Origin of the sequence: Streptococcus sp. 1559, from assembly GCF_013276735.1 — a bacterium.
GTDB classification, from domain to species: Bacteria; Bacillota; Bacilli; order Lactobacillales; family Streptococcaceae; genus Streptococcus; species Streptococcus pseudopneumoniae.
On record NZ_VMLO01000053.1, the window covers coordinates 1 to 12464 of the forward strand.

11 protein-coding genes and 1 pseudogene are annotated in these 12464 nt (G+C 41.2%); 10 read left to right on the top strand and 2 right to left on the bottom strand.

Annotated features, from left to right (window positions below):
* Positions 1–12: 12 nt before the first annotated feature.
* The gene (locus HT688_RS12170; protein WP_345789455.1) at positions 13–207 is read left to right on the top strand and encodes a hypothetical protein; all 195 of its coding nucleotides are present in this window, start codon (positions 13–15) and stop codon (positions 205–207) included.
* A 352-nt stretch (positions 208–559) separates the two neighbouring features.
* Here the strand turns inward: HT688_RS12170 and HT688_RS07560 are convergent, their stop codons facing one another.
* Positions 560–1408: a putative RNA methyltransferase gene (locus HT688_RS07560; protein WP_101514606.1), complete on the bottom strand. Its 849-nt coding sequence runs from the start codon at positions 1406–1408 to the stop codon at positions 560–562.
* Positions 1409–1558: 150 nt separating this feature from the next.
* Here HT688_RS07560 and HT688_RS07565 point away from each other — a divergent pair, with 150 nt between their 5' ends.
* Together HT688_RS07565 and HT688_RS07570 are read left to right on the top strand one after the other, a co-directional pair.
* Positions 1559–1837: a DUF6110 family protein gene (locus tag HT688_RS07565; RefSeq protein ID WP_000910909.1), complete on the top strand. Its 279-nt coding sequence runs from the start codon at positions 1559–1561 to the stop codon at positions 1835–1837.
* Between the two features lies 1 nt (position 1838).
* On the top strand, positions 1839–3899 hold the full coding sequence (locus HT688_RS07570) for a heavy metal translocating P-type ATPase (RefSeq protein WP_101514607.1): 2061 nt from the start codon (positions 1839–1841) through the stop codon (positions 3897–3899).
* Positions 3900–3976: 77 nt separating this feature from the next.
* On the opposite strand, the gene tyrS is transcribed toward HT688_RS07570, so the two are convergent.
* Positions 3977–5233 (bottom strand): tyrosine--tRNA ligase, encoded by a 1257-nt coding sequence (gene tyrS, locus HT688_RS07575; RefSeq protein ID WP_000546883.1) that lies wholly within the window; start codon positions 5231–5233, stop codon positions 3977–3979.
* Between the two features lie 141 nt (positions 5234–5374).
* On the opposite strand from tyrS, the gene pbp1b reads away from it, so the two are divergent.
* The 7 genes and pseudogenes from pbp1b to HT688_RS11840 all read left to right on the top strand — a co-directional run bounded on the left by pbp1b (position 5375) and on the right by HT688_RS11840 (position 12375).
* Positions 5375–7840, top strand: coding sequence for a penicillin-binding protein PBP1B (gene pbp1b / locus HT688_RS07580; protein WP_001180957.1), 2466 nt, complete (start codon positions 5375–5377; stop codon positions 7838–7840).
* A 71-nt stretch (positions 7841–7911) separates the two neighbouring features.
* Positions 7912–8821, top strand: a pseudogene (locus tag HT688_RS07585) (EamA family transporter).
* Between the two features lie 230 nt (positions 8822–9051).
* Positions 9052–9750: a 2,3,4,5-tetrahydropyridine-2,6-dicarboxylate N-acetyltransferase gene (gene dapD, locus HT688_RS07590; protein WP_000127477.1), complete on the top strand. Its 699-nt coding sequence runs from the start codon at positions 9052–9054 to the stop codon at positions 9748–9750.
* Between the two features lie 68 nt (positions 9751–9818).
* Positions 9819–10949 (top strand): N-acetyldiaminopimelate deacetylase, encoded by a 1131-nt coding sequence (locus HT688_RS07595; RefSeq protein ID WP_000885081.1) that lies wholly within the window; start codon positions 9819–9821, stop codon positions 10947–10949.
* Positions 10950–10960: 11 nt separating this feature from the next.
* Positions 10961–11500 carry a 5-formyltetrahydrofolate cyclo-ligase gene (locus HT688_RS07600; protein ID WP_000834335.1) on the top strand — a complete coding sequence of 180 codons (540 nt, stop codon included), beginning with the start codon at positions 10961–10963 and terminating at the stop codon, positions 11498–11500.
* Positions 11484–12158 (top strand): rhomboid family intramembrane serine protease, encoded by a 675-nt coding sequence (locus HT688_RS07605; protein WP_000658506.1) that lies wholly within the window; start codon positions 11484–11486, stop codon positions 12156–12158. Before HT688_RS07600 ends, HT688_RS07605 begins: the two co-directional genes overlap by 17 nt.
* A 64-nt stretch (positions 12159–12222) precedes the next feature.
* A complete protein-coding gene (locus HT688_RS11840; protein ID WP_050259127.1) occupies positions 12223–12375 on the top strand; it encodes a hypothetical protein in 153 nt (50 codons plus the stop codon).
* The last annotated feature ends 89 nt before the right edge of the window (positions 12376–12464 follow it).

Here is a 12464-nt window from a genome sequence, read left to right on the forward strand (position 1 = left end):
TGAACTTGAAATTTGGCTTCAAAATATAAATGGACGGGTTTATTTTGGATTTTATTTGTTATTTTGACCTGCCTCTATATAGGTAACCATGATTTGTTTCCTCTCAATCATCAAGAAATCTCTCTTCGAGGTAGTTCCTGGGGGTCTGTACTTGCCTTATATCACTTGCTATTTATTGATAAGTTTGTTATCTCGAATCGAAAATAAATATGAGGTATATGCCTGACTGGCTACTTTTAATATTGATTTTGGAGGAAGATTTTGTCTCTATTATTTATTATTTTAAATTTATTTATCTTGTACAAGATTTATTCTTTGAGGCGGGAGAAATCGAAATACTTGATTTATACGGCCTATATCATATTTGGGGTAAATGTAGTATATGGTATTCAATGGTTATTAAAAGAACTGATTTCAAATATTTCCTCTTAATGTGTATAGAAACTCCAGTGATTTTTGCATAACAAAACGCATAAGATTAAGGTTTGAGTACCTGTTCTTATGCGTTTTTGTAATATTGAAGATTTTCGGTAAGTTTTATACCTTTGGGAAGTCTAGTTTAGAATGCTTTCCCAACCAGAATCTCAGCCTCAATAGTAATCTCTGTCAGTTGGCTCCAGTCAATCTTGCTCTGGTCAACGTGAAAGAGGAGAGGAGTCATACTGAGTAGGGCTTGGAGTTGTTCTACTGTGATAGTCTTAGTCAGAGAGGCAGTTTGGTTAGATAGGATGGTAAAGTGTTCTTGGAAATGATTTTTGATATTTTGGTTGGAATAGTCCTTGTTTGTCAGCTGGTCTTGCACCTTCTGACGGATTTCCTTGAGGTGATTTTCAGTTGGGATAACCTTGATCAAGATACCGTCTTTGGATAAAACGCGACGAAATTCTCCATAGTTGGCAGGTGAAAAGATATCTAGTAGGATATCCATGCTGGTGTCTTTTATAGGAAGACGAGCCAAGTCACCAACGAACCAATTGACTGCCCAGTTGGGTTCACTTTTAGCAGCGATTTGGACTGAATCTTTGGAGATGTCAAAGGCATAGAAAGTTTTTTCAGAGTGACTTTCTTGTAGTTTGCGAGAATAGAATCCTTCACCACAACCGATATCCAAAATTGTTGTGGTTGTTTTTGAGCTTGCAAGCAAGTCAGATACAGCCTCTAAGATAGCGTGGTAAAAGCCTGCTTCTAGGACTTGTTGGCGGTTTTGAAAGTTTTCTTTGTCGTAGTTGGCAGATTGCTTGGTTTGATGTGCCAGATTGACATAGCCAAATTTTGCCAAGTCGAAAGAATGACGGTTGCAGCATTTGAGACTGCTCTCTACCAGAGTCAGATTTTCTTGGCAGATAGGACAGGCAAAGGCAGCCGCAGAAGCAAAACGCTGGAGTTTAGGTTTGAGGTTTATATTCATAGTTTAAGTGTATCAAAAGAGGTAAATGAAAGCAACTTTAGGATGATTTGTAATAGAATTAAATAGTAGTATCATTACTTTTCAAAGTGCCAAAATTAAATTGCTTTTATATCTAAATTGCTATATAATAATGATAAGGAGGAAATAAGTATGTTAAAAGAAGTATTGACTGTCGCAAAAGTTGCGAAAAAATCATCACTCTTTTTAGGTGGTGTTGCATTTGGTACCCTTGGTTTGAAAATCTTGGCAAGTAAGGAAGCTAAAAAAGGTTATTCTAAAGCTTTGGCTAAGGCTTACAAGTTGAAAGACGAGCTAGATGCATCTGTTTCTGTTGTGAAACAACATGGAGACGATGTCTTGCAAGATGCCAAATATTTATACGAGCAAGAGAAAAAAGAAGAGCAATTAGATAGCCTTATAGGAGAATAATATGTCTTTTAAAGTGCTACATAGAGGATACCAACATATCCGACTATCATCTTCTTTTTCACTCACCTTGGATATTCAAGACTATCTTCGTTCCTTGGCGAGAGATGAAAAGGGGATTGAGTCTATCCAGTTTTACATGGATCAACAGCACTTTACTCTACGTATAAAAGAAGGCTTTTCTGTATTAGATAATGCAGAAGCCTTTTTAAAAAGAATTGACAAAGGGAAAGTTTCTGAGTTGATGACTCTTCCCATTCGTAGAGAAGAGAGTGCTTATTCTATTGTTTCAGGTGCAGCGATTAAGCGTGTGCTTTTTCGTAGTTTTGTGCCGTATCCTATTCGCTATATATGGACTTGTTATCAGGCTTTTGGTTATATTAGAGAAGCCTATCAAACACTAGCGCGTAAGGAACTAACGATGGAAGTCTTGGACTGTTCGGCGATTTTATTGTCCTTGTTTATGAACCAATCCAAGACAGCTAGTAATATCATGTTTATGCTTGATTTGGGGAATCATTTAGATCAGTGGTCCTTGAAAAAAACTGCAACAGATTTAGAACAGAGTCTTCTTGCAAAAGAGAGCGACGTATTCTTAGTACAGGGGGATACGGTTGTTAGTATCAAGAGTTCCGATGTTCAAATAGGAGATGTCTTGGTCCTATCTCAAGGAAATGAAATTCTGTTTGATGGACAAGTAGTTTCAGGTTTAGGTATGGTCAACGAAAGTTCCTTGACGGGAGAGAGTTTTCCAGTTGAAAAAAGAGAGTCTGATTTGGTTTGTGCAAATACAGTATTAGAAACTGGAGAGTTGCGCATTCGTGTAACCGATAATCAGATGAACAGCCGGATTTTACAACTGATTGAGTTGATGAAGAAATCTGAAGAAAACAAGAAAACGAAACAACGCTATTTCATCAAAATGGCGGACAAGGTCGTCAAATATAATTTCTTGGGGGCTGGGCTGACTTACCTATTAACAGGTTCTTTTTCTAAGGCTATTTCTTTCCTATTGGTCGATTTCTCCTGCGCTTTGAAAATCTCTACTCCTGTAGCTTATTTGACAGCTATCAAGGAGGGGTTGAACCGTGAAATGGTGATTAAGGATGGAGATGTTCTGGAGAAATATCTGGAAGTTGATACTTTCTTGTTTGATAAGACGGGAACAATCACAACTAGTTATCCTATAGTTGAAAAGGTGTTACCTTTTGGGGACTATAGTGAGGAAGATATTCTCAGAATCAGTGCCTGTCTTGAGGAACACATTTATCATCCTATTGCTAATGCCATCGTCAAGCAAGCCGAGATAGAGGGGATTGAACATGAGGAAATGCATGGGAAACTCCAATATATCGCAAGCAAGGGGATCAAATCTCATATCGATGGCCAACCAGTTCTTATTGGGAATTATGTCTTGATGCAGGATGAGCAGATTCATATCAGTTTGGAACAAAATGCTTTAATTGAAGAGTACAAGAGTCACTACAATCTCTTATTCTTGGCTTATCAGAATGAATTGATTGGAATGTTCTGCATTCATACTCCTTTGAGAAAAGAAGCAAAAGCAGCCTTGGAGAAACTTAAGGCACAAGGGAAAAAATTGATTCTGGCAACAGGGGACACCTTGGTTAGGACAGAGCAATTAGTCAAAGATTTGCCCTTTGATCAGGTTTATACAGATTTGAAACCTGATGGGAAATTTGAGTTAGTAGAGGAACTGCAGAAAGCAGGTCACACTATTTTGATGGTTGGGGATGGGTTGAATGACTCAGCTGCTCTAACCCTATCAGATATCGGTGTGGTGATGAATGAGAGTGCAGATATTTCTAAGCAGATGAGCGATATTTTATTGTTAGATAATCGCTTGGATTTCTTCCAAGAGTTGGATTCGCTATCATCATCTTTGCAAACACTCATCAAGAAGAATATTCAAGATACCGTTGTCGTAAATAGTAGTTTGATTGGCTTTGGCTTGTTTAATTGGCTCAGTCCTTCAAATCTCTCTATCTTACATAATCTAACAACCTTACGCATTGTACTGCGTAGCCTGTCTATTAAGGGATAGGTGGGGACTATTAACAGCAAAAAGGAGTTACCTTTCTCGAGGGTAACTCCTTTTTTTATAGGTAAATGTTGAACAGTTTAGTAAGTCAATACAAAGTATTTTTTCTTTCCACGACGGATAACAGTCAGTTCGTTCTCTAACTTATCAGTGTCACTCAAGACATATTCAAGGTCTTGGATACGGTCGCCATTTAAGTAAATGGCTCCGTTTTGGACGTCTTCACGGGCTTGGCGTTTTGAGTTAACCACACCAGATGAGACGAGCAGTTCCACGATATTGTGATTTTCGTCTGCCTGTACTTGGTAGTTTGGCACACCACGAAGTCCTTGTTTAAGTTCTTTAACAGAAAGGTTTTTGATGTTTCCTGCAAAGAGCTGCTCAGTGATGTTGAGGGCTTCTTTGTAGGCTTCTTCGCCGTGAACAAGTGTAACGACTTCACGAGCCAAGACTTTTTGAGCCAAGCGTTCGTGTGGCGCTGCTTCAAATTGTTTACGAATGTCTTCAATCTCATCAAGTGACAAGAAAGTAAAGATCTTCAAGAAGCGAACAGCGTCAGCGTCCATAACATTCATCCAGAATTGGTACATTTCGTATGGAGAGGTCTTTTCAGGATTGAGCCAGACTGCGTTTCCTTCTGATTTACCAAACTTCTTACCAGTTGCATCTGTGATAAGCGGAACTGTGATAACGTGTCCAGTCTTGTCAGCTTTACGACGAAGCAATTCGGTACCAGCTGTCATATTTCCCCACTGGTCAGAACCACCGATTTGAAGAGTGACATTATGGTCTTGGTTAAGGACGAAGAAGTCGTACCCTTGCATGATTTGGTAAGCGAACTCAGTGTAAGAAATCCCTGTTTCAATCCGTTTTTTCACAGACTCCTTACTCATCATGTAGTTGACAGTGAAGTATTTTCCAATATCACGGAGGAAGTCAATGAAGCTGATGCTGCCAAACCAGTCGTAGTTGTTGACCATGACAGCTTTATTTTCACCATTTTCAAAGTCAAGAAAACGAGAAAGTTGTCCTTGGATAGACTTGACCCAGCCATCTACTGTGTCTTTTGTTTGGAGACTACGCTCAGCATCTTTGAAGGACGGATCTCCTATGAGACCTGTAGCACCGCCAACGAGCGCATAAGGTTTGTGACCTGCTAGTTGCAAGCGACGACTTGTCAAGATTGCGACAAGATGGCCTAGGTGAAGGCTGTCAGCAGTTGGATCGTAACCAGTATAATAAGAAACTTGACCTTCTTCTAGGGCTTTACGCAAAGCTTCTTCATCAGTCGTTTGAAAAATCAAACCACGCTCTTTTAGCTCATCAAAAATGTGCATGTGTCTTTTCTCCTTTTTAAAATTATTGTTTCTAACTATTGTATCACAAACTTGGGCAATAGCCTAGCAGAATAGGGAAGAAAGTGGCTATTTTATTGAAAGTTTCCCTTTTATGGTATAATAGATAGAGTGAGGAAATCCATGCAAAATCAATTAAATGAATTAAAACGAAAAATGCTGGAATTTTTCCAGCAAAAACAAAAAAATAAAAAATCAGCTAGACCTGGCAAGAAAGGTTCAAGTACCAAAAAATCTAAAACCTTAGATAAGTCAGCCATTTTTCCAGCTATTTTACTGAGTATAAAAGCCTTATTTAACTTACTCTTTGTACTCGGTTTTCTAGGAGGAATGTTGGGAGCTGGGATTGCTTTGGGATACGGAGTGGCCTTATTTGACAAGGTTCGGGTGCCTCAGACAGAAGAATTGGTACATCAGGTCAAGGACATCTCTTCTATTTCAGAGATTACCTATGCGGATGGGACGGTAATTGCTTCCATAGAGAGTGATTTGTTGCGCACTTCTATCTCATCTGAGCAAATTTCGGAAAATCTGAAGAAGGCTATCATTGCGACGGAAGACGAACACTTTAAAGAACATAAGGGTGTAGTACCCAAGGCGGTGATTCGTGCGACCTTGGGGAAATTTGTAGGTTTGGGTTCCTCTAGTGGGGGTTCAACCTTGACCCAGCAACTGATTAAACAGCAGGTGGTTGGGGATGCGCCGACCTTGGCTCGTAAGGCGACAGAGATTGTGGATGCTCTTGCCTTGGAACGCGCCATGAATAAAGATGAGATTTTAACGACCTATCTCAATGTGGCTCCCTTTGGCCGAAATAATAAGGGGCAGAATATTGCAGGAGCTCAGCAGGCGGCTGAGGGGATTTTCGGTGTCGATGCCAGTCAGTTGACTGTTCCTCAAGCAGCATTTTTAGCAGGACTTCCACAGAGTCCCATTACTTACTCTCCTTATGAAAATACTGGGGAGTTGAAGAGTGATGAAGACCTAGAAATTGGCTTAAGACGGGCTAAGGCAGTTCTTTACAGTATGTATCGTACAGGTGCCTTAAGCAAGGACGAGTATTCTCAGTACAAGGATTATGACCTTAAACAGGACTTTTTACCATCGGGCACGGTCACAGGAATTTCACGAGACTATTTATACTTTACAACTTTGGCAGAAGCTCAAGAACGTATGTATGACTATCTAGCTCAGAGAGACAATGTCTCCACTAAGGAATTGAAAAATGAGGCAACTCAGAAGTTTTATCGTGATTTGGCAGCCAAGGAAATTGAAAATGGTGGTTATAAGATTACTACTACCATAGACCAGAAAATTCATTCTGCCATGCAAAATGCGGTTGCTGACTATGGCTATCTTTTAGACGATGGAACAGGTCGTGTAGAAGTAGGAAATGTCTTGATGGACAACCAAACAGGTGCTATTCTAGGCTTTGTAGGTGGTCGCAATTATCAAGAAAATCAAAATAATCATGCCTTTGATACTAAGCGCTCACCAGCTTCTACTACCAAGCCTTTGCTGGCCTACGGTATTGCTATTGACCAGGGCTTGATGGGAAGCGAAACGATTCTATCTAACTATCCAACAAACTTTGCCAATGGCAATCCGATTATGTATGCTAATAGCAAGGGAACAGGAATGATGACCTTGGGAGAAGCTCTGAACTATTCATGGAATATCCCGGCTTACTGGACCTACCGTATGCTCCGTGAAAAGGGTGTGGATGTCAAAGGTTATATGGAAAAGATGGGCTACGAGATTCCTGAGTACGATATTGAGAGCTTGCCAATGGGTGGTGGTATTGAAGTCACAGTTGCCCAGCATACCAATGGCTATCAGACCTTGGCTAATAATGGAGTTTATCATCAGAAGCATGTGATTTCAAAGATTGAAGCAGCAGATGGTAGAGTGGTGTATGAGTATCAGGACAAACCGGTTCAAGTCTATTCAAAAGCTACTGCGACAATTATGCAGAGCTTGTTGCGAGAAGTTCTATCCTCTCGTGTGACAACAACCTTCAAGACGAATCTGACTGCTTTAAATCCTACTCTGGCTAATGCAGATTGGATTGGGAAGACTGGTACAACCAACCAAGACGAAAATATGTGGCTTATGCTTTCGACACCTAGATTAACCCTAGGTGGCTGGATTGGGCATGATGATAATCATTCATTGTCACGTAGAGCAGGTTATTCTAATAACTCTAATTACATGGCTCATCTAGTAAATGCGATTCAGAAAGCCTCCCCAAGCATTTGGGGGAACGAGCGCTTTGCTTTAGATCCTAGTGTAGTGAAATCGGAAGTCTTGAAATCAACAGGTCAAAAACCAGGGAAGGTTTCTGTTGAAGGAAAAGAAGTAGAGGTCACAGGTTCGACTGTTACCAGCTATTGGGCTAATAAGTCAGGAGCGCCAGCGACAAGTTATCGCTTTGCTATTGGCGGAAGTGATGCGGATTATCAGAATGCTTGGTCTAGTATTGTGAGGAGTCTACCAACTCCATCAAGCTCCAGCAGTTCAAGTAGTAGTTCTAGCGATAGCAGTAACTCAAGTGCTACACGACCTTCTTCTTCAAGGGCGAGACGATAATTCTCTAAATGAAGTGGCGAATCAATGGATTGCCACTTTTTTCTTTTTTCCTTTCGTGTTACAATAAAGGTATGAATCAGTATCAGAAAAAGATTGTTAAAGGAACTATTTATTCGCTCCTATCCGGCTTAATCTGGGGAATCTGTGGAATTCTAGGAGAGTATTTCTTTACTCATTACCAGGTGTCTTCTGGCTGGATTACCTCTATGCGATTGACACTAGCAGGGAGTCTTGTACTCATTTGGTCTGCAATACAATTAAAATCGCAAGTGCTAGATATTTGGCGAGACAAGAAAAATTACCTACCCTTTTTGGCCTATGCTATTTTGGGGATTTTTTCAGTCCAGTATTTTTTCTATCTCTGTGTAGAATACTCAAATGCAGCGACAGCGACTATTTTACAGTTTATCAGTCCTGTCTTTATCCTCTTTTACAATCGCTTGGTTTATCAAAAACGAGCGTCAAAAAGTGCTATTTTCTATGTTTTGATTGCTATGCTGGGTGTTTGCTTGATGGCGACAAAGGGAGATCTCTCTCAGTTATCCATGACACCACTAGCCCTTGTGACGGGCTTACTGAGTGCTATGGGTGTTATGTTTAATGTTATCTTGCCCCAGCCTTTTGCGAAGCGCTATGGTTTTGTACCCACGGTTGGGTGGGGGATGATTTTGGCAGGTTTATTTAGCAATGTTCTCTCGCCAGTGCATCAGCTTTCCTTTACTCTTGATATTTGGAGTATCTTGATTTGTCTCATTATCGCTTTCTTTGGGACGGCTTTTGCTTTTTTTATTTCCATGAAGGCGGTGTCCTTGGTTTCTCCTTTGGTGGTTTCCGTTATCAGTGCCAGTGAACCTCTCTTCTGCTCTCTTGAGTGTTTTGTTCTTAGGCCTGGTAGTGGATTGGTCACTCCTTCTAGCTATGGCCTTGATTATTTTACCCATGATATTTTTGTCTATAGAAGAAGCGAAAGAAAGTAGATAAAAAGTCTTTTCTTAATTCTAAAAGTGTGCTATACTAGAATAGTCAATAAAACACGGGGAGATAGTTGTGAAGAGTGTTTTTAGGTTGTATCGGTAGGGGTTTGCTTTTACCGACAGCACGTTTTATCTCACATCCCTAAAAAATCATACCTAAAAACAGACAAAAAGGCTTCAAATTTGAGGCTTTTTTTGGTAGAATAGTTATCATTATAAAGAATGAGAGGTTTTTTTATGACTGCTACAAAAATGAATGCTCAAGAAATTATCCAATTTATCGCTAATGCTGAGAAGAAAACCAGTGTGAAAGTAACTTTTGAGGGACAACTCGCAACTGCTGTACCTAGCTCGGTTGTTAGACTAGGGAATGTTTTATTTGGAGACTGGAAGGACGTGGCTCCGCTTCTCAATGGTTTGGTAGAAAATCAAGACTATGTTGTTGAGCAAGATGCCCGCAATTCTGCAGTTCCTTTGCTAGATAAACGTGCTATCAACGCTCGTATCGAGCCAGGCGCTATTATCCGTGACCAGGTAGAAATTGGTGACAATGCTGTTATCATGATGGGAGCTGTTATCAATATCGGTGCTGAAATCGGTGCAGGAACCATGATTGACATGGGGGCTATCCTTGGTGGCCGTGCCATCGTTGGGAAAAATAGCCACGTTGGTGCAGGTGCAGTTTTAGCAGGTGTGATTGAGCCAGCTAGCGCAGAACCAGTCCGTGTTGGAGACAATGTTCTTATCGGTGCCAATGCAGTGGTTATCGAAGGAGTCCAAATCGGTAGTGGTTCAGTTGTCGCAGCAGGAGCTATCGTTACCCAAGATGTTCCAGAAAATGTAGTAGTAGCAGGTGTTCCAGCTCGAATTATCAAAGAGATTGATGCCCAAACTCAACAAAAAACAGCGCTAGAGGATGCGCTTCGTACCTTGTAATTTGTAAAAGAAAAATAGAGGCGGGACCCTTTTTCCAGCCTCTTTCTGCTATATAGGAGGATAGATAGATGTTAGATTTGATTCAGACTAGACGAGATTTGCACCAGATTCCAGAGATTGGCTTGGAGGAGTTCAAGACTCATGCTTATTTGCTGGATGTGATTGAGAAATTGACTGCGGGCAAGGAGTTTGTTCAAGTTCGTACTTGGCGGACAGGTATTTTGGTTTACTTGCAGGGAAGTCAGCCAGAGCGTACTATTGGTTGGCGGACGGATATTGATGGTCTGCCTATCGTTGAACAAACAGGACTTCCTTTTGCTTCTCAGCATCAAGGTCGCATGCACGCTTGTGGTCATGATTTCCACATGACTATTGCCTTAGGCTGTCTCGAGCGCGCCCTTGAGGAACAACCTAAAAATAATCTACTCTTCCTATTTCAGCCTGCTGAAGAAAATGAAGCTGGTGGCATGCTCATGTATGAGGATGGCGCTTTTGGAGACTGGTTGCCAGACCAGTTTTATGGGCTTCATGTTCGACCAGATTTGAAGGTTGGTCAGATTGCGACCAATACTCATACACTCTTTGCAGGAACTTGCGAGGTGAAGATCCGTTTCAAAGGCAAAGGAGGACACGCAGCCTTTCCACATGAAGCTAATGACGCCTTGGTGGCAGCTAGTTACTTTGTGACCCAGGTGCAGTCAGTTGTCAGCCGCAATGTCAACCCAATCGAGGGAGCGGTGGTGACCTTTGGAGTTTTCCAAGCTGGAACAACCAACAATGTTATCACAGATACAGCCTTTTTGCATGGAACTATTCGGGCCTTGACTCAGGACATGAGTCTCTTGGTACAAAAGCGGGTCAAAACAGTTGCAGAAGGAGTTGCAGCTGCCTTTGATATGGAAGTCGAAGTGGAACTCAAACAAGGTGGATACCTACCTGTTGAGAACCATCCAGCCTTGGCGCGTGAACTAATGGACTTTTTTGAAGAGAAAGACGGAATTGAGTTGATTGATATCGAGCCTGCTATGACAGGCGAGGACTTTGGTTATCTCCTTTCAAAGGTTGATGGCGTGATGTTTTGGCTGGGTATCGATAGTCCCTACGCCCTTCATCACCCTCAGATGGCTCCTAAGGAAGAAGCATTAGCTATTGGGGTGGATGCGGTCTCTAGTTTCCTGAAAAAGAAGGCAGCAGAGTAGAGGGGTTGTCTATGAAATCGGAACTACGCAAGCAAGTCTTGCAAGAAATGAAGGCTATATCTCAAGAGCAAAAACAGGCTATAGAGCAAGCTTTAACCGAGCGGCTTTTACACCATCCCTTCTACCAAGAAGCCAAGGTCATCGCAACCTATCTCTCTTTTCCGCACGAATTTCAAACGCAGGGATTGATTGAGCAGGCGCTGAGGGACGGCAAGAAGGTTCTGATACCCAAAACCTATTCCAAGGGGCGCATGGACTTTGTGGTCTATGATCTGCAACAACTGGTCAAAACTTCCTTTGGCTTACTGGAACCACAGGGAAATTTGGAAGTGGTAGATGCCTCTCAGATTGATTTGATTCATGTCCCAGGGCTGGCTTTTACGATGGAAGGCTATCGGATTGGCTATGGCGGAGGTTATTATGACCGCTATCTGGAACAGTTTACTGGTCATACTTTGAGTACGGTTTATCATTATCAAGTTCAGGATTTTATCCCTGAAAACCATGATATTCCTGTTCAGGAGGTTTTGATTGATGAAGGAAATCTTTGATAGGCGTTACCCTGTGACGAGTTTCTTTCTTTTAGTGACGGCCGTGGTATTTCTACTAATGTTGGTAACTACAGGAGGAAACTTTGACAGGGCGGATACTCTATTTCGATTTGGAGCCATGTATGGGCCTGCCATTCGCCTCTTTCCCGAGCAAATTTGGCGTCTCTTTTCGGCTATTTTTGTTCATATTGGGTGGGAGCATTTCATTGTTAATATGCTTTCACTTTATTATCTTGGAAGGCAGGTAGAGGAGATTTTCGGTTCTAAGCAGTTTTTTTTTCTCTATCTTTTATCAGGAATGATGGGCAATCTCTTTGTTTTTGTATTTAGTCCCAAATCCTTAGCAGCAGGTGCATCCACCTCTCTTTATGGTCTATTTGCCGCGATTATCATTCTTCGCTATGCAACTCGTAATCCTTATATCCAACAGCTAGGACAGTCTTATCTGACACTTTTTGTGATTAACATTATTGGAAGTGTTCTGATTCCAGGAATCAGCCTAGCAGGCCATATCGGAGGTGCAGTTGGTGGTGCATTTCTAGCAATTATCTTTCCAGTTAGAGGAGAAAGACGGATGTATAGTGCTAGTCAGAGACTGGTAGCGTTAGTCTTGTTCGTAGGACTCGCAGTCTTACTTCTCTACAAGGGAATGGGATGAAAATTTGTGAAATGAAAAAAGATAAGGCATTTTTTGAACCTTATCTTTTTTTATTTTATACTCAATGAAAATCAAAGAGCAAACTAGGAAGCTAGCCGCAGGTTGCTCAAAACACTGTTTTGAGGTTGTGGATAGAACTGACGAAGTCAGCTCAAAACACTGTTTTGAGGTTGCAGATAGAACTGACGAAGTCAGTAACATCTATACGGCAAGGTGAATCTGACGTGGTTTGAAGAGATTTTCGAAGAGTATAGTAGATTGAAATAGACTGTGAACAAATTGATAAGGAAATTTTAAAGTAATTCC

Bases quoted from the DNA above. Each gene is read 5' to 3' on its own strand.
- HT688_RS07560 (WP_101514606.1), bottom strand. From the start codon at position 1,408: ATGAATATAAACCTCAAACCTAAACTCCAGCGTTTTGCTTCTGCGGCT.
- HT688_RS07565 (WP_000910909.1), top strand. From the start codon at position 1,559: ATGTTAAAAGAAGTATTGACTGTCGCAAAAGTTGCGAAAAAATCATCA.
- HT688_RS07570 (WP_101514607.1), top strand. From the start codon at position 1,839: ATGTCTTTTAAAGTGCTACATAGAGGATACCAACATATCCGACTATCA.
- tyrS (WP_000546883.1), bottom strand. From the start codon at position 5,233: ATGCACATTTTTGATGAGCTAAAAGAGCGTGGTTTGATTTTTCAAACG.
- pbp1b (WP_001180957.1), top strand. From the start codon at position 5,375: ATGCAAAATCAATTAAATGAATTAAAACGAAAAATGCTGGAATTTTTC.
- dapD (WP_000127477.1), top strand. From the start codon at position 9,052: ATGACTGCTACAAAAATGAATGCTCAAGAAATTATCCAATTTATCGCT.
- HT688_RS07595 (WP_000885081.1), top strand. From the start codon at position 9,819: ATGTTAGATTTGATTCAGACTAGACGAGATTTGCACCAGATTCCAGAG.
- HT688_RS07600 (WP_000834335.1), top strand. From the start codon at position 10,961: ATGAAATCGGAACTACGCAAGCAAGTCTTGCAAGAAATGAAGGCTATA.
- HT688_RS07605 (WP_000658506.1), top strand. From the start codon at position 11,484: ATGAAGGAAATCTTTGATAGGCGTTACCCTGTGACGAGTTTCTTTCTT.
- HT688_RS11840 (WP_050259127.1), top strand. From the start codon at position 12,223: ATGAAAATCAAAGAGCAAACTAGGAAGCTAGCCGCAGGTTGCTCAAAA.